We start from the raw sequence: 22,394 nt of genomic DNA, 5'->3' as shown, positions 1-22,394 counted from the left end.
GTCTTTTTAGTAGTTTACCCCTCACGCTGCCAGCCTAAATATATCGACTTTAGTATCAAACTCATTAACCGTCAATCAGACGCTTTAAGGGGCTAAACCAAAATAAAACCAAATAAGTATGAACAGAAATCTACAGGACAATCCGTCTGGGTATACATGAGCAGTGCCTAAAAAACTACAAATTCAAACAGGTATTCACCCAAATCAAAACATTATGTATCCTAAATATTCTCTCAAGAAGAGTATTCAATTTATCGCAAGGACATTGTTGCTCCTTGTCATTACCTCAGCAGCATATGCTCAACAGGCGGCTGTCATTAAGGGTAAAATAACAGATAGTAATAGCGAGCCGTTGCCTGGCGCCACCATCAGAATAAAGAATACGTCTACAGGCACTTCTACAGATGGTAATGGAAATTTTCAAATCAATGTAGACAATGCAAACGCAATCTTGCAGATTTCTGCTGTTGGATTTACCACGCAGGAAATTTCTATTGCTGGTAAAACAAGTATTAATGTGTCGTTAACAGATGACAATCGCAATCTGAATGAGGTATTGGTAGTGGGTTATGGTACCCAGAAGAAGGAAACCGTAACAGGGTCGATATCCCAGGTTAAAGGAGCTGATCTCGTAAAAAGTCCGCAGCCTAATCTGTCAAATGCCCTTGCTGGGAGATTTTCCGGTGTAGTGATCAATAACAGGGGTGGAGAGCCAGGTTACGATGGTTCCAATATTACCATCCGTGGTCTGGCTACCACGGGAAGTACTGCCGTGCTTGTGGTGGTAGATGGTGTACCAGGACAAATTGGTGGTTTAGAACGCTTGGATCCTAACGATATCGAAAGTGTATCCGTTTTAAAAGATGCTTCTGCAGCTATTTATGGTAACCGTGCAGCGAATGGCGTAATCCTGGTTACTACAAAAAAAGGAAAAACAGGTAAGCCATCTATAAGTTATAGCTTTAACCAAGGTTTTTCTTCGCCCACAAGGCTACCGGATTTGGCTGATGCGGCTACTTACGCGCAGATTATGAATGAAATCAACTTCGATGCTAACCCTGATGGTGGTCTTAATCAGTCCTATACCGAAGCACAGATCCAGCAGTTCAGAGATGGATCGGATCCTCTACTTTATCCAAATACAGACTGGGCAGAAACGGTGTTAAAAAAGGTGACGAGCCAAAGTCAGCATAGCTTATCTGTAAATGGTGGTACAGATGACGTTAAATATTATATGTCATTAGGAATGATTAACCAGGATGGCCTCTATAAAAATGGTGTAGCGGGATATAAACAGTATAATTTCAGAACGAACCTGGAAGCAAACGTCAGTAAAAGACTTAAAGTTGGCTTGTCAATCTCGGGAAGGGAAGAAAATCGTGATTTTCCAATTACTGGTGCAGGGGATATATTCAGGTCAATTTACAGGTCCAAACCTATCGTTTCGGCCTTTTATCCAAATGGATTACCTACAACGGGGATAGAAAACACGAATCCTGCGGTGTTGGTAACAGACATCGGTGGAACAGTAAAAAATCCTACGCAAGTATTGAATGCTATTCTGAGAGGAAGCTACCAGATACCGGGTGTGGAAGGATTGTCGGTGGATGGATTTTTATCTGCCGATAAATCAAATGTTTTCTCTAAAAATTTCAATAAACCTTACGTATTATATTCTTATAGTACTGCAACCGCAGCCTTTACGCCAACAATTGTGGGTGGAAACAACAATAGGGCAACACTTTTCGAATCGCAAAGAAGAGAATCGCTGATTACCGCTAACGCTAAACTTAACTATGCGCGTCGTTTTGATAAACACGACATTAATGCCTTTGTAGGTTATGAGCAGAGTAAAAATAACCTGGAGTACTTTGATGCCACACGTTTTAACTACCTGTCTACCCAGTTGCCAGAACTCTCACAAGGAGGAACGGCAGCAACAGACTTTTTAAACTCAGGATATAGTTCTAACTATACCCGTCAGAGTATCATTAGTCGTCTGGCTTATACTTTTGATGATAAATACTTGTTTGAAGGCCAATTTCGCAGGGATGGATCTTCAATTTTTGCACCTGGCAAGCAGTGGGGTAATTTTCCTTCTGTGTCTGCAGGATGGCGGATCAACAAAGAAGAATGGTTTAGTGAAAGGATCACCTTCTTTGACGAACTGAAACTGAGGGCATCTTATGGATCTTTAGGTAATGATAATGTGAATGCTTTCCAGTACTATGACAACTATACACTTGTGGGCAATGGATTTGTTGCCATGCCTCCAGGTGGGGGTACACCAACTATACAGCCAGGTCTTGCCTTAACTAAACTAGCCAACCCAAATATTACCTGGGAGGTATCGAAGAAATTGGATATTGGTATTAACGCTGCCTTCTTGAAACATTTCACGATGGAAGTTATTTATTTTCAACAAAAAAGATCTGATATTCTGGCTACCCGAAATGCCTCGCTACCTGGGACATCTGGAATAGTAAATCCATTCAATACTACGCCACTAGTGCCATCTGAAAATATTGGAAAGGTGAATAGTGAAGGTGTGGAAGCGACATTGGGTTACAACCATGCAGGAAGTGAATTTAATTGGGGTATATCAGGTAACTTCACTTATGCAAAAAGCAAAATAGTTTTCATTGATGAGGCCGCAGGCACTTTGGATTACCAAAGGCAGACAGGGGGCCCATTAAACAGTTATTTGTTATATAATAGCATCGGTATTTTCCGTAGCCAGGCAGATCTGGATAGTCATCCACATGTTCCTGGTGCAAAAGTGGGCGATTTAATTTACGAGGATTATAACGGCGACGGTATACTGAATGCTGATGATATGACCCGTACAAAATATGGTAACATCCCTCAAATCACTTATGGTTTGAACTTGAATGCATCTTATAAAAACTTTGATCTATCGATTTTATTTGCCGGACAGGCACAGGTAAGTCAATACGTGTTAGCGGAGTCGGGAAGTGTAGGTAATTTTTATAGCAGTTGGGCAGATAACAGGTATAGTCCAACAAATACGAATGGGACATTTCCAAGAGTTACTGAACGTTCATCTAATGCAATTAGCGGGGGACAGTATAGGAATAACTTTTGGCTGAACGACGCTGCTTTCTTGCGTCTTAAAAACGTGGAACTGGCATATAACCTGAAAGGCGATTTCTTATCAAAACTTAAAGTTTCAGGTGTGCGAATTTTTGCAAGTGGATTCAACTTATTTACCATCACCAAAGTAAAAGATTACGATCCAGAAGGAAGCAGTGAGAGCGGACAGTTCTATCCACAGCAGCGAATCATCAATTTAGGAGCAAACGTTAAATTTTAATTCTATCAAAATGAAGTACAAACATAGCATACCAGTTTTTTTATTATTAGGAGGTGTACTGGCACTAAATTCATGTAAGAAAGACTTTCTGGACGTAACCGCTACAGACAGAATTCCTACCAATACATTGGAAACAGACACGGCTGTTTTCGAAGCCTATGTAACCAGTGGTTATATTGGTACAAGGCTGCAGGACAAAGAGGCTGATGGTACCAACCCGGGATTCGGTCGCGGTTTTGAATACAGTATGTGGAGTTCCATTACCGATGAGTCTATTTATAATAACGATGACAATACCTGGCTGGTACAAAGAGGCCAGCTGGCGCCAGAGAATCTGGGTGCCCTTGGGGTGATTTGGGGAAGAAGTTACCGCAGTATTCGTGAGTGCAATTATGCGCTAGGCGTATTGGCGAAAATAGAAATGAGCGCTGCACATAAAACGAGGCTAGAAGGCGAGCTGAAGTTTATCAGGGCATTCCGTTACCTGGATTTGATTAGGAACTACGGAAAGGTAGTACTCATGGGTGACAGGGTGCTTAGTTTAACCGATAATCTTCAGGATCCAACCTTGTACCAACGGGTAAGCATTAAGGAAGGGATAGATTATGCGGTGGCGCAGTTTGCTGATGCAGCAACTAAATTACCGGTAGATAATAGTGCGAGCTGGCAACTGGGCAGGGCCACAAAAGGTGCTGCCCTGGCACTGAAATCAAGACTTCAGTTGTATGGAGCAAGCCCACTTTATGCTGCAGGTACCTGGGAGGATGCTGCTGCGGCCGCACAAGAAGTGATTGCAATGGGCAAATACAGCCTTTATCAGCAAGGATATGGTAATATGTTTCTTATTAATGAAAGTAATGAGGCCATCTTTGAGCGTGTATATACTAAGAATGCCAACCATGTACACCTGGAGATCGCAAATGGGCCAAATGGCTATGGTGGATGGGCTGGAAATGCGCCAACGCAGAATTTAGTGGATGTCTATCAAATGAACAATGGGTTGCCTGCCAACGCCACAAACCCACTTTATGATCCGGCGAAACCTTATGAGAATCGCGACCCTCGTTTTGCGGCAACTATTCTATATAATGGTGCTCCATATAGGGAACGAAATATAGAAACTTTTATTCCCGGCGGTAAGGATAGCAGGGACGGCGACAGCAACTGGAATACCACCAAGACAGGATATTACCTGAAGAAATTTATGAATGATACCTACCCATTGCAAAATCCATGGGGTAATGCAGGGTTTCAGCCATGGATTTATATTAGGTATGCAGAAGTACTGTTAAATTATGCTGAAGCCGTAAACGAAGCTTATGGACCAGATGGTGTTGGGCCAAACGCAAGTATTACCGCACGCCAAGCCGTAAACATGGTGAGGTCAAGAGCTGGGGTTAACATGCCCGCAGTTACTGCGGCGGATCGGACCAGCATGCGTGCTGCCATCATCTACGAACGACAGGTGGAGCTTGCTTTTGAAGAACACCGATTCTATGATGTAAGAAGATGGAAAATTGCAGAAGTGACAGAGAACCTGCCGGCACGTGGCGTAATTATAACTAAAAATGCAAATGGTACTTTTAGTTATACCGGAAAGGTTGCTTTAGACGGACGTAAGTTTGAAACCAAGCATTATTGGTTGCCAATTCCACGTTCTGAAATTCAAGCTTCAAATAATCAGCTGGAGCAGAATCCAGGATACTAAAATAGAGTCATGCAGCACTGAAATCCCGGTGCTGCATTTTTTTTAAGATGAAGATATAAATAAACATTTTTAAACAATCACATGAAAAAAATCTATATACTGTTCGTGCTCACTACGATCCTCTGTCCAATATTTTCGGCTGCGCAAGATGATGCAACGGGATACACTCTTTTTAATGAAGGCTGGAAGTTCCAGAAAGGTGATGTAAAAGGGGGAGAAGCTATTAAATTTAATGATCAGCAGTGGCGAAGTTTAAGTCTACCGCACGACTGGAGTATTGAAGGTCCTTTCAGTTCAGAATGGGCAAGCAGCACGGGTTACCTACCTGCTGGTATTGGCTGGTACCGTAAGACATTTACACTAACGCAACAACAGCAATCCGGCAAGGTGTTTATATATTTCGATGGTGTTTACAAAAACAGCGAAGTATGGATCAATGGGCATTACCTGGGCAAACGACCAAACGGGTATACACCTTTTCAATATGAGCTGAGTCCGTACCTTAATAAAACCGGAAATAACGTCATTGCTGTGAAAGCAGACCATACCAAGTATGCCGATTCAAGATGGTATCCAGGGTCAGGTATTTATCGCAATGTTTATCTGATTGCGAAAGAGAAGGTCTACATCCCAACCTGGGGCGTTTCGTTTACCACACCAGAGGTAACTGCAGCACAGGCAATGGCTAAGGTTGACGTGAAACTGCAGAACAGCACAACGGCTACAACAACGGTGGTTGTGAAAACAAGTTTAGCCGATTCGAAGGGAAAAGTCGTTGCGAGTAAGGATCAGCAATTAGCTGTTAAAGCAGGTGAGGAGGCAACAGCAACGCTGTCCTTACCGGTGGTATCACCAGCATTATGGTCTGATGATAAGCCTGAGCTGTATCGCCTGTCGGTTTCAGTATTCCAAAATGGTAAAACAATCGACCAGTATACAGAAAAAGTGGGTTTCAGAACCATAAAATTTGATGCTGAAGAAGGCTTTTTTCTGAATGGAAAGAATATGAAAATAAAAGGGGTATGTATTCATCATGATGCAGGCGCACTTGGTGCCGCAGTACCCAGAGAAGTTTGGGCAAGACGACTGCAAATTATGAAGGAAGTAGGTTGTAACGCTATTCGTATGAGCCACTACCCGCATCAGGATTACTTGTATGAGTTGTGTGATGAAATGGGTTTTCTGGTCATGGATGAAGCATTTGACGAATGGGCCAGGGGGAAAAATAAATGGGTTGAAGGCTGGAATGTAGGAACACCGACTAAAGATGGTTACCATGAAGATTTTGCCGAATGGGCAGACCGTGACTTAGGTGATATGGTTAAACGTAACCGCAATCACCCATCTATTATCATGTGGAGTATTGGAAATGAGATCGACTACCCCAATGATCCTTATACGCATGAGGTGCTGAATACAGGACGCAACCCTCAGATATATGGTAAAGGATTTATAAAAAACAACCCACCGGCAAGTGAATTGGCAGAAATTGCAAGCAGATTGGTTAAAGTAGTGAAGCAACTCGATGACACAAGACCAGTTACTGCAGCGTTGGCTGGCGTAGTGATGTCTAATATGACAGACTATCCGGATTTATTGGATTTGGTAGGTTACAATTATCAAGAGTATCGCTATGCAGATGACCATAAAGCTTATCCAAAGAGAATTATCTACGGCAGTGAAAATGGGAAAGGGAAAAAGGAATGGGTTGCAGTAGATACCAGTAAAAATGTTTTTGGGCAATTTCTATGGACAGGATTTGATTTTGTGGGTGAAGCAAGAAAGTGGCCTGTACGTAGCAGCGGTGCAGGATTGGCTAATATGGCAGGTTTCCCAAAAAACGATTATTTTGTGAGGCAGTCACTGTGGTCTGCGAAACCGATGGCTTATTTAATGGTTGCGAATAATGGAGAGAAAGAAGCTAATAGATTTATGTGGAATGCCGATGCAAAATGGAATTGGAAAGATGGAGAACAGGTTAAGGTAGGTGCAGTGACCAATGCCGACGAAGCGGAGTTATTTTTAAATGGAACTTCATTGGGCAAAAAGAGCGCTGACGGAGACGACTATCCAATGTGGGATCTTAAGTATCAAGCTGGAACATTGCTATTAAAAGCCTATAACAAAGGGGAAGAAGTAGCCACCTACAGTTTAGTTACAGCAGGCCGAGCTACAGTAATTAGTACAAAAGTAGATAGAGCGGACTTTGATCAAGCCAAAAAGGGAGTGTCGCATATAGAAATTGAGCTTAAAGATGCCAAGGGTAACCTGGTATATGACTCGGAAAATGAAATAAGTGTGTCAATAGAAGGGCCAGCCAAACTGTTAGGTCTGGAGAGTGGCAAGCTTGATAGTCATGAAAGTTATCAGTCTCCTCAACGAAAAGTATATCGAGGCAAGTTACTTGCCTATATACAGTCGGACGCTAAACCGGGAACCATTAAAGTAACCCTTAGCGGTGAGGGCTTGGGAGAGAAAACAATTACTTACCAATCTAAATAATGGCAGGCTTATCATAACTGAATATAAATTGATTTAATTGATCCTTAAAATGGAATAAAGACACCAGAATAAAAGGGTTTATAAAAAGAAAAACCTCTTCATATTGCTATGAAGAGGTTTTGTTCTTTAAGTCGGGGTGGCAGGATTCGAACCTACGACCTCCTGCTCCCAAAGCAGGCGCGATACCGGGCTACGCTACACCCCGAACTTGATCAACGAAGGCGGTTATGAATAACCTATCTCGTTGTTGGGATTGCAAAACTACAACAATATATTTAGTATGCAAATTTATTTCAATAAATAAATAAAAAGGCCCCTAACGCTATGTTAAATTAATGTTAAGTCCATCCTAAGTTATCATTAAGTTTAAGTTAGCATGTTGACAATTTATTAGCCTTGTGGTATCTTTGGAATTGTCTGGAACTAATGATATTCCAATATATCCCACTAAACTGTCTAAAATGTATAGAGTTTGCTTACTGTTGTGCTGTTCCATCTTTCTGACCTCTTGTTTTAAAGTCTATAAAGGTAAAATCAACATCGACGGTTCCAGTAGCGTATATCCACTTACGGAAGCGGTAGCAGAGGAGTTCAGAAATCAAGATGCTGACATCAGGGTAACCGTTGGTATTTCAGGTACTGGCGGTGGTTTCAAAAAGTTCCTTAGGGGAGAAACCGATATCAGCAATGCCTCCCGTCCAATTAGTCCAAAAGAATTAGAAGAAAGTAAAAAACTCGGTATAGAGTTTATCGAAATACCTGTATGTTACGATGGGATGGCCATTGTCGTGAGTCCGAAAAATAACTTTGTCGATTACATCACCGTAGCTGAGCTAAAGAAAATGTGGTCACCTGAAAGCCAGGGTAAAATTAAATCATGGAAGCAGGTGCGCGATACCTGGCCAGATGTACCTTTGAACCTCTATGGTGCTGGTACCTCTTCTGGAACTTACGATTATTTTACAGAAGCCATTAACGGTAAAGCAAAAGCATCTCGCGGCGATTATACGGCGAGTGAAGATGACAACGTGCTGGTGCAGGGTGTGTCGGCTGATATAGGCGGTTTAGGCTATTTCGGCCTGGCTTATTACACAGAAAATAAAGCAAAATTAAAGCTCGTTCCGGTGAAGATAAACGAAACGAGCAAAGCGGTTTACCCTACTGACTCTACTGTACAGCATGGAATATACCAGCCACTGGCACGCCCAGAATTCATTTATGTGAATGCAAAGTCTGCAAAAGCCCCACATGTACAGGCATTTGTTAAATTCTATTTAGACAATGCGGCAGCACTTGCTAAAGAAGTTGGTTACATTCCACTGCCTGTAGAGGCCTACCGCTTATCCTATGAGCGTTTTGTGCAAGGTCATACAGGTTCAATTTTTGAAAATAAATCAATCGTTAGTGCAAATCTATTACAACTACTTTCAAACAAACCCTAACTAATGGCCAACTCGAAAAGAATTTCTGAGAAGTTAATGGAGCTGGTTATGGTGTTATGTAGCCTGGTGTCTATATTAACCACCGTTGGCATCGTGATCGTGCTCTCACTGGATACCTTCAAGTTCTTTGCTGAAGTATCGCTATTTGATTTTCTAACAGACCCGCAATGGACGCCACTGTTTGAAGACAAACATTTCGGTATATTATCGCTGCTTTCAGGTACTGTACTCACCACAGCCATCGCTGTATTGGTTGCCGTACCGGTAGGAATCACCATTGCCGTGTATTTAAATGAATATGCTTCAAAGCGCTTTACCGCTGTAGTAAAGCCATTATTGGAAATATTAGCCGCTATACCTACCGTAGTATATGGCTTTTTTGCTTTACAATTTGTAACCCCACTGTTGCAAACCATCATCCCCGGATTGGGGGGCTTCAACGCCTTATCGCCAGGATTGGTAATGGGGGTGATGATCATTCCTTATATTACCTCCTTAAGTGAAGATGCGCTGCGTGCAGTGCCTAAGTCTTTACGAGAGGCGTCTTACGGGTTAGGCGCTAACCGTTTTCAAACTGCTTTTAAGGTCATCGTTCCGGCGGCCAACTCTGGTATCATCGTGTCGGTGATCCTGGCTATTTCCAGGGCACTTGGCGAAACCATGATTGTAGCCATTGCGGCTGGGCAGCAACCTAAATTGACATTAAACCCATTGGAGTCTGTAGAAACCATTACCACTTACATTGTACAAGTGAGTATGGGAGATGTACCTCAGGATTCTTTAGAATACCGCACCATTTTTGCTGCGGGTATTACCCTTTTCATTTTCACCTTCCTTTTGAACAACATTAGTTTCTGGATCAGGAAAAAATACCAACAGCGTTATGAGTAGAGGAAATTTAATGAGTCCTAAAACTAAGGACGGAATTTTCAAGGTATTCGCCATCATGTGTACAAGTTTTGGCTTGATCACCCTGGTGGTGTTATTATCAGCCATTGTATACCTGGGCATTGCACGTATCAACTGGTCATTTTTCACCAATCTGCCCTCCAGACATCCTGAAGAATCAGGAATTTATACCGCATTAGCGGGTATGGTAAGCTTATTGATATTTACGCTGGCCATTGCCTTGCCTATCGGCATCTTATCAGGTATTTATCTGCAGGAATATGGTAAAAGAAATCGCCTTGCTAAAATTATAGAGATCAATATTTCAAACCTGGCGGGTGTACCTTCAGTAATTTATGGTATTTTAGGACTCCAGGTGTTTGTAAGGTGGTCTGAAATGGGAAACAGTATTTTGGCAGCAGCCTTTACCTTAGCGTTATTAATTATGCCTGTCATCATCGTGTCTACACGTGAAGCCATTAAAGCGGTACCTGATTCGCTTAGAGAAGCGGCCTATGGATTGGGAGCCACCAAATGGCAAACGATTAGGCGGGTGGTTGTTCCCACCTCTTTTGGTGGTATTTTAACTGGGGTAATCCTTTCTGTATCGAGGGCCATAGGCGAAACGGCACCATTAATTGTAGTGGGTGCACTTGCTTATGTTCCTTTTATCCCGGAGGGGCCAATGGATCAATTTACTTCCCTGCCAATACAGATTTTTAACTGGACATCAAGGCCACAACAGGGCTTTATTGTTAACGCTGCGGCAGGAATCATCGTGCTGTTATTATTTACCTTAATACTGAATGGTATTGCAATTTACTTTAGAAACAGATGGCAAAAGAGAACATTAATATAAAAGAGAGTGGTTATGGTATTTATAAATTAAAGGCGAAAGACTTAAATTTACATTATGGTCCTAAACACGCCCTGAAAGATATATCTATCAATATTTTACCTAATACCGTAACGGCTTTTATTGGTCCTTCTGGTTGTGGGAAATCTACTTTTTTGCGCTGTTTTAATCGCATGAACGACCTGATTGAGAATGTTATTATTGATGGACAGGTATTGATTGATGATGTTGACATTTATAACAACTTAATTGATGTTTACGAATACCGTAAAAAGATTGGTATGGTGTTTCAGAAGCCTAATCCATTTCCGAAATCTATCTATGAAAACGTTGCTTTTGGCCTGCGGATCAATGGCGAGAATTCAACATCTGTGATAGACGAAGCGGTAGAAACTGCCCTTAAAAAATCTGCACTGTGGGATGAAGTAAAAGATTCCTTACATAAGTCGGCCATGGCCTTATCTGGTGGACAGCAACAACGTTTATGTATTGCACGTGCCATTGCTGTAAAACCCTCAGTTTTATTGATGGATGAACCGGCTTCTGCACTGGATCCAATATCTACCGCTAAAATTGAGCAGCTTATTTACGAACTTAAAGACCAGTTTACCATTGTCATTGTTACCCATAATATGCAGCAGGCTGCACGGGTGAGTGATAAAACAGCCTTCTTTTACCTAGGCGAGCTTATTGAATTCGACAGTACCGACAAAATATTCACCAACCCAGCAAAAGATGCTACCCAGAACTATATTACTGGTAGATTTGGCTAAATAAACCTAAAACGAAATGACGCCTATACAAGCACAACTTGACCTGTTAAAATCAGATATCACCGCCATGTGGACCTTGGTGATTTCGCAATTGCACAAATCGTTACATTCCGTAAAAACTTTTGACAAGGATTTTTCCCGGGAAGTGGTGTCGAATGAAAAACGTGTAAACTCCATGGAGTTAAATATCGATAGGAACTGTGAAAATCTTTTTGCCTTGTTTAATCCTGTGGCTATCGACCTACGTTTTGTGCTGGCGACGCTTAAGATTAACAATAACCTGGAACGGATTGGCGACATTGCTGAAGGTATCAGTAAATTAATCATCAGCGAAAAACAGGCTTTTGACCCAGAATTGTTGAAAGTAACTCAGTTTTTAGAAATGTATGAAGCAGCCATCCATATTGTTCAGGATGTATTAAATGCCTTCGACCAGGAAAATACTAAATTGGCCAGAAGTATCTTTATAAAGGATGAGATGCTCGACGACATTAACGCAGCAGTTAATGGTGTCATTACGACTTATATTAGGGAAAATCCTGATAAAACGGAGCAGGCCCTTAATGTACTTTCCATTATTCGCAAATTAGAAAGGGTGGGTGACCAGAGTAAAAACATTGCTGAAGAGATTATATTTTACCTGGAAGCCAAAGTGCTTAAGCATAATTAATTTCCATTTTCCTGGTAGTTAAGTATCTTGCAACAATTCAGTAAACTTACTTTTCCTAGCATTTATACCTCTTTACGAATGTTCATAAAGATATTTAAGGTTAAAGTTTTTTCTGATTAACTCAATGTTTACACAAGCATAACTTCAGTAGACATGCTTTTCTGCCATCTGGGAAATACATTTGTACCCAGATGGAAGTCAACCTCATTACCGGACTTAAGGAAGGCAATTTGGCTGTATACAATTCTGTATACAGCTTATACAATGAACAAATTCATAGCTTTATTCGCTTTAAAACACAGTCTGATTTTATAGCATCAGAAGTAGTGCAACTCACATTTATCAAATTATGGGAAAAACGAGAAATCCTAAAGGATGACATTGGCATTAATGTCCAGCTTTTTGGCATGGCCCGTCAGGTAATGATTGACGAACTGCGTAAAGAAGCTGTTCGCCATAAATACAGTCTGGCTTCTGCAATGGACAGCCTTTATACCGATAGTTTAACTAGCCTGATTGAAACTAAGGATTTGATGAAGCACTTTAAACTGGAAATGGAACATCTGCCGCCAATCAGAAAGATCGTTTTCCAATTAAGTCGGGAAAACGGACTTTCGCATAAGGAAATTGCAGAGATGCTTGCCATTTCACCTAAAACGGTCGAAAGTCATATCTATAAAGTTCTTTTACGCCTCAAGCAATACATGTACACTATATTTTTTTTCTAATATTAAGTAATTGTTAACTAGTAAGGGGTAAGCTGCCGACATACGTAATACTGGTATGAAGGCTAAAAAGAAAGACTCACGCCAGGTTAAAAAGAAGCTTTGGGAAAATCCCGAAATCATTGGAGAATTGTTTCCCGATGAGGAATGGGCAAATCATAAAGGGCAGGGAACCCTGGATCAGTGGACTCAGCATCGTAACTACGCCTACATCGAAAAACAAATAAAGAGAAAAATCCTGCGAAAGCGGTTATTCACTTACACAAAATATGCAGCAGCGGCGTCGCTGATCTGTGTATTAGGTTGGACTTGGTGGTCTTTACCTAAAGCATCGCCCATTCTTACTGAAACAGCTGCGGTAGTACCTGCAATAAAGGAGGTGGTGGTTAAATCTGAACGCTGGGTTTATGAAAGCAATAAAAGCAGCAAGGTTAAACGTCTCCACTTACCTGACGCCTCTGTCGTTAAACTTTTCCCTCAAGGCTCTTTAAAATACCAACAGACATTTAATAAGGTTTCCAGGACAGTTTACTTAAGTGGAAAGGCTTATTTCCAGGTAAAGAGAAACCCTAAAAAACCTTTTAGCGTTATCGCAGGCGATTTAAAAACCACGGCGTTGGGCACGTCATTCACCATTAACACCAGTGCGGCTAGGCGAAAAACAGCAGTTCAATTACATACTGGTAAAATCGTGGTTAGTCCGGAATCCAGTTCATCAATTTTTAAACCAGTTTACCTCAGTACGGCGGAGTCGGGTCTGATTTACGACAGGCAACGACAATTGTCGACGCTGCTGAAAACTAAAATTCCTGTAGTTATGAAGCCAGTTGCATCTTTAACACGAGAGGGGAGTATACTCATTATGAAAAACATTCCTCTTCGTGATGTGCTGGCATTGTTAAGTAATGCTTATGGCGTAAACATACAAGCAGCAGATAAGGAGATTAGCCATATCATTTTTACAGGTACTGTTAATATAGATAATGAGCAGGTCGAAAATGTGTTACAGACAATCGGTTTAATTAATAATATGAGACTGACCAGAGGTGAGGAAAATAATTATCTGTTGAAAAAGGAAATCGCTGCTCGAATAATCGAATAAGTATATAAATTTAGGTAGAGTAAAAACTAAAATCCAAATATTAAATTCAAACTATATCCATTAACAATTATGAAATTAAAAACAGTTAAGCGCCTCCGATTTTTGGTTTTAATCGGTTTGGTCAGTTCAGTAGGGCAGGTTTTTGCCCAGCAAGTCCCTGTGAAGGGTGTTGTACAGGATGTTTCGGGAATGCCTTTGCCCGGTGTTATCATTAAAGCAGAGCACCAGACTTCCAGAAAATCGGTATCAACAAGTTCATCTTCCGAAGGTCTTTTTTCTTTTGAGAGTCTTCCTGCGGGCGGGCCGTACCGTTTTATCTTTAGCTATGTAGGTTTTCAGACAGATACCTTATCCAACTACACGTTAAGTGCAGGAAACCAGGTGGCATTAAGTTTGAAATTGAAGGAACAACCTACCAGCTTGCAGGAAGTAGTGATCGGTTATGGTAAAAGTAAAAGAAATGAAATTACCGGATCGGTCACTTCTGTAAAACCAGAAGATTTTAACAGAGGGGTGATCAGTTCACCAGGGCAACTTTTGCAAGGTAAGGTAGCTGGATTAAACGTTACTCGTAGTGGAAATCCAAACGACAGACCTGCGGTGATCTTACGTGGACCCTCTAGTTTCCGTGAAGGAGCCCAGGAACCATTTTATGTGATTGATGGTGTTCCGGGAGCCTCCATTGATTTGGTTGCGCCCGATGATATCATTGGAATGGAAGTATTGAAAGATGCATCTGCCACTGCAATTTATGGATCCAGAGCGGCGAATGGCGTGATCATGGTCAATACCAGACGTGCTGCTCAGGGGGAGCCAAGACTAAGCTACAGCGCCTATGCAGCAAGCGAAAGTATTTCTAATCAAATTGATATGGCCAGTGGCGATCAACTGAGGGACTATTTAAAAGCGGCAGGTAAAGTGTTGGATCCGACTAATGATGACGGCAGTAATACAGACTGGCTGAAGGAAGTAACCAGAACCGGTATTTCTCATAACCACAACGTGAACCTGAGCGGAAGCGGTGCCAATTCTTCTTACAGCGGTAGTATAAATTACTTAAGTAACGAAGGAATCATCAAAACCTCCGCCATGGAACGTTTCATTGTAAGGGGAAATATGGAGCAAAGGATGTTCAATGACCGGTTAAAAATCAATTTAAATGTAACCAATAGTAATACCACGAATGACAGAATAGCTACTCAAGTTTATAATAATATGTTCACTTATCTGCCTACAGTGGCAGTGAAAAGGCCAGATGGATCATATACTGAAGATCTTACACGGACTACTGGTACAGGAGGTTATTATAACCCGGTTGCGCTATTATATAACAATACAATAGAAAGTAAATCCAACCTATACCTGGTTAACGGTTCTGCCCGGGTTAACATAGTAGAAGGCCTTGATTTTACCACCATGTTATCCATGCAGAAAGAGCAGGTTAATGATAACCTCTATTACAACCGTGCATCGATGTTAGCACAGGGATTTAATGGTTATGCAGAGCGTGCATCTGTAACGCATACCCAAAAAATTATGGAAGGTTACTTCAATTATGATCGTACTTTTGGCGATCACCAGATGAAATTACTTGCCGGTTATTCATGGCAGGAAAACCGTAACGGCGATGGCTTTCAAACTTCCGGGAGAGACTTTGTTTCTGATGATTTATTATGGAATAACCTGGGTCTGAGTAACGGAAACGGGACTACCGTAGTAAATTACGGAACTAATGCCATCTCTACCTTACGTCTGATATCCTTTTATGGAAGAGCAATGTATGATTACAAAGGTAAATACCTGTTACAGGCATCTTTACGTCGTGATGGATCTTCAGCTTTCGGTATCAATAACCGATGGGGTATGTTTCCTTCCGTATCAGCAGGATGGAACCTGGACCGGGAAGACTTTATGAAGGGGGTAAGTTTTGTCAGTGCTTTGAAACTTCGTGCTGGATATGGTGAATCTGGCAACTCGGTAGGTTTTGATGCCTATACGGCCAGGCTGATTTATGGAACAGAGAATGCAACCTATTTTTATTACAATGGTAAGTGGTTAAACGCCATTGGTCCGACTCAAAATGACAACCCTAACTTAAGGTGGGAACGTACAGCTACCCTGAATATTGGTCTTGATTTTGGCTTGTTTAACAATAGATTGTCTGGGGCTTTAGAGGTTTACGACAAAAGAACTTCTGACCTGATTGCACCATATACCGTATCTACAACGCAGTATCCATATAATCAGTTAACCGCCAATGTTGGTGAAATGAGCAACAAAGGTATTGAGTTAACCTTAAATGCGAACGTTATTAATAAAAAAGATTTTAGCTGGAACACTTCTGTAAATTTGTCGCACAACAAAAATGAGATCACTTCCATCTCGAACGATGTATTCCAATCGGGCCAATTTTTTACGGCTAATTTTGGAGGCAGGGGGCAGTCGGGCATCAGTGGTTTTCAGATCATTAAAGAGGGTCTGCCATTAGGCTCGTTCTATACCCTGCGTTATGCTGGGAAAAATGAAGACGGCGTATCTATGTTTTACGACAATGAAGGTAATGCCTCTACCACGAACACTGGATTTGAACATTTTGCTGTCACCGGATCTGCACAACCAGATTTATTATACGGCTGGAATAATACCTTAAGGTTTAAACAATTTGATTTCAATGTATTTATCAGGGGCGTATCCGGAAATAAAATCTTGAATGCGACGCTAGCTGATATGAATGCGCCAATTTATGCCCACCAAACGAATATCCCTGTGGTCACGCTGGATGAGGCGAGCAATGACAATACTGCACAATTCGTGTCGGATCGTTATTTGGAAGATGGTTCTTATTTGAGACTGGACAACGCCACACTAGGTTATACTTTTAAAATTAAAGGTGCTAAAACCCTACGTCTCTATTCTTCAGGTAATAACTTATTCATCATCACAAAATATAACGGTGTGGATCCGGAGATCAATATGGCTGGACAAACGCCGGGTATTGATAACCGTAATTTTTACCCTAAAACACGCTCATTTATCGTTGGGCTTAACATGAGTCTTTAATCTTCATTCATATTAAAAATGAAAAAACATATAACTATAGCTGCCCTCACTTTATTAACGTTAGGGAGCTGCACAAAATTGGACGTCGCGGTTGAATCAAAACTAACCAGCGACAATTTCCCGAAATCTGAGGGCGCCTTTGTGGCTGCAACCGGCACCATTTATCAAAAGTTTACCGCAAGGTATGGTGTAGATATCTGGCGCATGAATGAATTAACAACAGAAGAAGCGATTATTACAGCGCGTAACGGTGGTTATTATGATCAAGGAAGGTATATTTCCATGCATAAACATAGCTGGACAACTGCAGATCCCTCGGTAGAAGGGGCATGGCAATGGGGTTATGCCGGAATCAGTGATTGTAACCGGGTATTAAGCCTGTTAGAAGATGCTGAAGAGGGCGCACTGAAGACCTTGTTTATTAACGAAGTTCGTACCATGCGTTCACTGTTCTATTTTTATATGATGGATATGTATGGCCATGTGCCAATCACCAGTTTTGGTACCACGGAAAGTCCTAAACAATCTACTCGCGAAGAAGTATTCAATTTCATTGAAAAAGAATTATTGGAAGTGTCGGCAGGTTTATCGAAACCCGCTACGGTTACCCAAGCTTATTATGGCCGTCCAACGGTTTGGATGGCTTATGCCTTGCTTCAGAAAATGTACCTCAATGCGGAGTATTACACCGGTAAAGCCCGTTATGCAGAATCGGTTACCTATGGTGATAAGATTATCAACGAGTCTGGCCTTTCCCTGATGAGCGACTACAACCAGTTGTTTGCCGTGAACAACGGACCAAACAGTGAGACGATTTTTCCAGCTATTTATGATGCAAATTATTCTGCTGGAAATCAATTCACCCGTTTTAGCTTGCACAGCACCTTGCGTGCTAAGTATAACTTGCCATTTAGTCCGAGTAATGCGATGTGTACCATCGCAGAATTTTACCGGACCTTTAACTTACCTGGCGATGTACGAAATGCAACCTGGCTTGCCGGAATTCAATATGCAAATGATGGGGTAACGCCAATTAAAAATGGAACGGGATCGTTAAACTTTACCCCCGAGATTATCATAAAAGATGAACCCACCATGGATGTTGGTCCTGAAGTAAATGGTGTTTCCATGGGTGTGCGCTCCATTAAATATTACCCAGATCCAAATACCAATAGCAGCACCCGACACCAGAATAACGATATGCCCGTTTTCCGTTTGGCAGATGTTTACCTGATGAAAGCAGAGGCCTTACTTAGACAAGGTGCCAGTGCCGGAGAAGCCCTAACTTTGGTAAACCAAGTCAGAGCACGTTCGAAAGCGCCTGCAATGACGAGCTTGACTTTAGACTTATTACTGGAAGAAAGAGGTCGGGAGTTGGCGTGGGAAGGCTGGAGACGTAACGATTTGATCCGTTTTGGAAAATATGAAAACGCATGGGGATTCAAAAAAGGTAATGAGGGCCCACATCGCCGGATATTTCCTATCCCTGCCACAGAGTTAGTATTAAACCCAAACCTGGTTCAGAATCCGGGATACTAATTCCGGTTGCGGAATTGCCCTTAAAAAAGATCAACTAGGTTAAATTAGTCCGTCTGTTGGGAGTGTTATCATGTAACATTATTGACAGACGGACTTTATTGTTTCTGTCGGCCGCTAAAAGCCGCTCGGTTGCAAAGGGCAAGTGGTGCTTTTTTATATATTTGTTAAAAGGAATTGGTTCCCGAAAATAAAAACCGGTTATGGATAACGATAAAATGCAAATAGAAATCTGGAGTGATGTGATGTGCCCTTTTTGTTATATCGGCAAGAGGAAGTTTGAAAGTGCATTGGCGCAATTTCCGGAAAATCAAAACATTCAGGTGATCTGGAAAAGCTATCAATTGTCGCCAGACATGGTGACTGACCCTAACAAAAACATAAATCAGTACCTTGCCGAACATAAAGGAATGAGCATTGATGAAGCAAAAGGGCTTAACGATCAGGTTACGCAAATGGCTGCTGATGTGGGGTTGGAGTACAACCTTGATCAATCGGTTGTGGCAAATTCATTTGATGCGCATCGATTCACGCATTTTGCAAAGCAGTACGATAAACAGTTAGAAGCAGAGGAGAAGCTGTTTCAAGCTTATTTTACTGATGGTAAAAATATCGATGACTATGCCACCCTCATCCAGTTAGGAACGGAAATAGGCCTGGATGCAACTTTGCTGGAATTGGCCCTAAACAACGGAAGTTATGCCGATGAGGTGAGGTCTGACATTTACGAAGCGCAGCAAGTAGGCGTGAGGGGAGTACCATTTTTCGTCATTGACAGAAAATATGCGATATCAGGGGCACAAGATAGTAAAACGTTTTTTCAAGCTTTAGAGCAGGCTTATAACGAACGTAACCATTAAATATAATATCTAATTCTAACCTAAAAACCAACGTATGAAACAAATTTTAACGGGCTTTTTATTAATAGTAAGTCTGAACCTCTATGCTCAGGACAAAAGCTGGGCGCCAGTCGGGGATAAAATAATGACAGAATGGGCTGAAGAAGTCGATCCAGCCAAGCCATTGCCGGAATACCCCAGACCACAAATGGTGCGAGATAAGTGGTTAAATTTAAACGGTTTATGGAATTATTCGCTGGAGACTGTTGATTCTGAAACTAAACCTAAACAATATGCAGGCAAAATATTGGTTCCTTTTGCGGTGGAATCAGCATTGTCTGGTGTGGGCAAAACCGTGGGAAAGGATAGTGTGATCTGGTACAACAGGAACTTCTCCTTACCGGCTAACTTTAAAAACAACAATGTGCTGATGCATTTTGGGGCTGTCGACTGGCGTACTGAGGTGTATGTGAATGGAAAGTTAGCTGGCTCCCATGAGGGCGGTTATGATCCTTTCTATTTTGACATCACAGCCTTGTTGAAGCCTGGGAAAAATCAGGAGGTGAGCATACGTGTTTGGGATCCTACAAATGATGGACCGCAACCCAATGGTAAACAAGTTAAAAAACCGGAAGGCATCTGGTATACACCGGTGTCTGGGATTTGGCAAACCGTATGGGTAGAAGCGGTGCCTAAGTCTTTTATCGCTTCTACAAAACACACGCCCGATATTGATCAGGAAATTGTAAAGGTAACAGCTGATTTAAAAAATACCCTGGCTGGCGACATGGTTCGTGTGACGGTATTTGATGGTACGAGGAAAGTAGTTGAACAACAAGAAACCGCAGGTAAGGTCCTTACCCTGAAAATAGCTGATCCTAAGTTATGGTCACCTGATCAGCCTTTTTTATACGATTTAAAAATCACTTTAATCAGAAAAGGGAAGACAGTAGACGAGGTGAAAAGTTATGTGGCTATGCGTAAAATTTCTATGCAAAAAGATGCTGCAGGCATACAACGGATGATGCTGAATAATAAATTTCTATTTCACTACGGTCCGCTTGACCAAGGCTGGTGGCCTGATGGTTTGTATACAGCACCTACGGATGAAGCCCTTAAATTTGATATTGTTAAAACCAAAGAAATGGGGTTTAACATGATCAGAAAGCATATTAAAGTAGAGCCTGCGCGTTGGTACTACCACTGTGATCAGCTAGGTATGCTGGTATGGCAGGATATGCCAAGCGGTAATATAGGAAATGGCTGGGAACAAAGACCGGGAGTTTTGGAAAAAGGTACCGATCAAAAAAGAACACCGGAATCGGAGGGCTATTTTAAAAAGGAATGGAACGCCATTATGGATGCCCTTCACAATTTTCAAAGCATTGTGGTTTGGGTGCCTTTTAATGAAGCCTGGGGACAGTTTAAAACAGAAGAAATTACAGAGTGGACAATGGCTAAAGATCCATCGAGGTTGGTAAATAGTGCCAGTGGGGGTAATTATTACGCAACAGGACATATGGTAGATTTACATAATTATCCTAGTCCGGCGATGCCAAGACCAGATTTGTTCGGCCAAAAATATGTCCTCGTGCTTGGCGAATTTGGTGGTTTAGGCTTGCCGATCACTGGCCATACCTGGCAGCAGAAAGATAACTGGGGGTACCAGACTTTCAAGAACCCGGAAGATATGTTTAAGCGATATAATGAATTTACAGTTCGTCTAGAGGAGTTCATCAACTTAGGCTTGTCGGCTGCAGTTTATACACAGACAACCGATGTAGAAGGGGAGATCAATGGTTTTATGACCTATGATCGAAAGGTAATGAAAATGCCGGTTAATCAGCTAAAGGTTGTTAATGATCGGCTATATACGGTGCCTGTGAAGTTTAACTAAGTTTAAATCTTAAACGAAAGACACCACAAGGGGGTTGAACTTATGCAGATTTTGCACAAGTTCAACCCCTTATTATTTAATCTATTTCCAGTACTATTTTCCCGATGTGTTGGCTCGATTCCATCAGTTCATGCGACTTATAAGCTTCATTTAAAGGAAAAGTAGCAAAGACTACAGGTTTAAAGTGTCCTGATGCTAAAATGGGCCAGACCTTTTTATAAAGCTCAGCGGCGAGATTTCTCTTGAAAGAGATTTCCCTGCTTCTCAGGGTACTTCCAGTAAGGGTAATGCGTTTCTGCATGAGCTTACCCAAATTTAGAGAGACAATGTTTCCTTTCATGGCATTGATATAAACCAACCTTCCTTCGGGTCGAAGGACATTAAGGTTTTTATCAAAATACTCGCCACCAATGATGTCGAGAATCACATCTACCGGTGATTCGATCAGTTCCTTTTCAAAATCATGGGTCTTATAGTTAATGTAATTATCAGCACCTAGATCTAAACAAGCTTGACCCTTTGCATCGGAACCCACGGTAACCGTTACTTTAGCACCAAAATAGGTGGCTAGCTGAATGGCAGTAATTCCGATGCCACTGCTGCCTCCATGAATTAAAATAGATTCACCTTTTTGCAAGTGAGCACGTTGAAATACATTGTTCCAAACTGTAAACATTGTTTCAGGTAAGCCCGCCGCATCTGCAAAGCTAAAACCCTCAGGTATGGGCAGACACAAACCCGCATCAGCATTAACAAATTGGGCGTATCCACCACCAGCAACCAAAGCACATACCTGATCTCCAGCTTTCCATTGTTTTACATCGGCACCCACGCATTCAATGATACCGGCTACTTCCAGTCCGGGTATATCTTTTGGTGCGCCGTCCGGTGCTGGATACTTTCCCTGGCGTTGAATCACATCAGGACGATTAACACCTGCGGCTTTCACTTTGATAAGGACTTCGTTCTTATCAATTACAGGGCTTTCTCTTTCTTCTAGTTTCAAGACATCGGCTTTGCCATAGGTTGTAATGATTGCTGCTTTCATAGGATATGTGATTA

General features: G+C 41.7%; 15 protein-coding genes and 1 tRNA gene. 14 read left to right on the top strand and 2 right to left on the bottom strand.

Going from position 1 to position 22,394, the window contains the following annotated elements; genetic code table 11:
* The first annotated feature begins 214 nt into the window (after positions 1 to 214).
* From IWX76_RS03530 to IWX76_RS03520, 3 genes are all read left to right on the top strand, one after another.
* Entirely contained in the window at positions 215 to 3,334 is a 3,120-nt protein-coding gene (locus IWX76_RS03530) for a SusC/RagA family TonB-linked outer membrane protein (protein ID WP_196858485.1), read from the top strand.
* Positions 3,335 to 3,344: 10 nt separating this feature from the next.
* A complete protein-coding gene (locus tag IWX76_RS03525) occupies positions 3,345 to 5,042 on the top strand; it encodes a RagB/SusD family nutrient uptake outer membrane protein (RefSeq protein ID WP_196858484.1) in 1,698 nt (565 codons plus the stop codon).
* Positions 5,043 to 5,123: 81 nt separating this feature from the next.
* Positions 5,124 to 7,544 (top strand): glycoside hydrolase family 2 TIM barrel-domain containing protein, encoded by a 2,421-nt coding sequence (locus tag IWX76_RS03520; RefSeq protein WP_196858483.1) that lies wholly within the window; start codon positions 5,124 to 5,126, stop codon positions 7,542 to 7,544.
* Positions 7,545 to 7,675: 131 nt separating this feature from the next.
* On the opposite strand, the gene IWX76_RS03515 is transcribed toward IWX76_RS03520, so the two are convergent.
* Positions 7,676 to 7,749: transfer RNA gene (locus tag IWX76_RS03515), tRNA-Pro, on the bottom strand.
* Positions 7,750 to 8,005: 256 nt separating this feature from the next.
* Here IWX76_RS03515 and IWX76_RS03510 point away from each other — a divergent pair.
* The 11 genes from IWX76_RS03510 to IWX76_RS03460 all read left to right on the top strand — a co-directional run bounded on the left by IWX76_RS03510 (position 8,006) and on the right by IWX76_RS03460 (position 21,332).
* Complete coding sequence (locus tag IWX76_RS03510; protein WP_334641117.1) at positions 8,006 to 8,986, top strand: PstS family phosphate ABC transporter substrate-binding protein; 981 nt, start codon at positions 8,006 to 8,008, stop codon at positions 8,984 to 8,986.
* Between the two features lie 3 nt (positions 8,987 to 8,989).
* The gene (pstC, locus tag IWX76_RS03505) at positions 8,990 to 9,877 is read left to right on the top strand and encodes a phosphate ABC transporter permease subunit PstC (protein WP_196858482.1); all 888 of its coding nucleotides are present in this window, start codon (positions 8,990 to 8,992) and stop codon (positions 9,875 to 9,877) included.
* On the top strand, positions 9,870 to 10,733 hold the full coding sequence (gene pstA, locus IWX76_RS03500) for a phosphate ABC transporter permease PstA (RefSeq protein WP_334641116.1): 864 nt from the start codon (positions 9,870 to 9,872) through the stop codon (positions 10,731 to 10,733). Before pstC ends, pstA begins: the two co-directional genes overlap by 8 nt.
* Entirely contained in the window at positions 10,709 to 11,503 is a 795-nt protein-coding gene (gene pstB, locus IWX76_RS03495; protein WP_196858481.1) for a phosphate ABC transporter ATP-binding protein PstB, read from the top strand. The genes pstA and pstB overlap by 25 nt, the downstream gene beginning before the upstream one ends.
* A gap of 16 nt (positions 11,504 to 11,519) precedes the next feature.
* Entirely contained in the window at positions 11,520 to 12,173 is a 654-nt protein-coding gene (gene phoU, locus IWX76_RS03490; protein ID WP_196858480.1) for a phosphate signaling complex protein PhoU, read from the top strand.
* A 191-nt stretch (positions 12,174 to 12,364) separates the two neighbouring features.
* Positions 12,365 to 12,901 carry an RNA polymerase sigma factor gene (locus IWX76_RS03485; RefSeq protein WP_196858479.1) on the top strand — a complete coding sequence of 179 codons (537 nt, stop codon included), beginning with the start codon at positions 12,365 to 12,367 and terminating at the stop codon, positions 12,899 to 12,901.
* Between the two features lie 55 nt (positions 12,902 to 12,956).
* Positions 12,957 to 14,000, top strand: coding sequence for a FecR family protein (locus IWX76_RS03480; protein WP_196858478.1), 1,044 nt, complete (start codon positions 12,957 to 12,959; stop codon positions 13,998 to 14,000).
* Positions 14,001 to 14,069: 69 nt separating this feature from the next.
* Positions 14,070 to 17,060 carry a SusC/RagA family TonB-linked outer membrane protein gene (locus IWX76_RS03475; protein ID WP_196858477.1) on the top strand — a complete coding sequence of 997 codons (2,991 nt, stop codon included), beginning with the start codon at positions 14,070 to 14,072 and terminating at the stop codon, positions 17,058 to 17,060.
* Between the two features lie 18 nt (positions 17,061 to 17,078).
* Positions 17,079 to 18,599, top strand: coding sequence for a RagB/SusD family nutrient uptake outer membrane protein (locus IWX76_RS03470; RefSeq protein ID WP_196858476.1), 1,521 nt, complete (start codon positions 17,079 to 17,081; stop codon positions 18,597 to 18,599).
* 200 nt (positions 18,600 to 18,799) lie between these two features.
* Positions 18,800 to 19,456, top strand: coding sequence for a DsbA family oxidoreductase (locus tag IWX76_RS03465; protein ID WP_196858475.1), 657 nt, complete (start codon positions 18,800 to 18,802; stop codon positions 19,454 to 19,456).
* A gap of 34 nt (positions 19,457 to 19,490) precedes the next feature.
* Positions 19,491 to 21,332: a glycoside hydrolase family 2 protein gene (locus IWX76_RS03460; protein WP_196858474.1), complete on the top strand. Its 1,842-nt coding sequence runs from the start codon at positions 19,491 to 19,493 to the stop codon at positions 21,330 to 21,332.
* 76 nt (positions 21,333 to 21,408) lie between these two features.
* Here IWX76_RS03460 and IWX76_RS03455 read toward each other — a convergent pair whose 3' ends face one another.
* On the bottom strand, positions 21,409 to 22,380 hold the full coding sequence (locus tag IWX76_RS03455; RefSeq protein WP_196858473.1) for an NAD(P)H-quinone oxidoreductase: 972 nt from the start codon (positions 22,378 to 22,380) through the stop codon (positions 21,409 to 21,411).
* Positions 22,381 to 22,394 lie beyond the last annotated feature (14 nt).

Origin of the sequence: Pedobacter sp. CAN_A7, assembly GCF_015752175.1 — a bacterium.
Taxonomy (GTDB): Bacteria; Bacteroidota; Bacteroidia; order Sphingobacteriales; family Sphingobacteriaceae; genus Pedobacter.
Note: the sequence above shows the minus strand (reverse complement) of the source record. Positions and strands in the feature narration are given on the sequence as shown.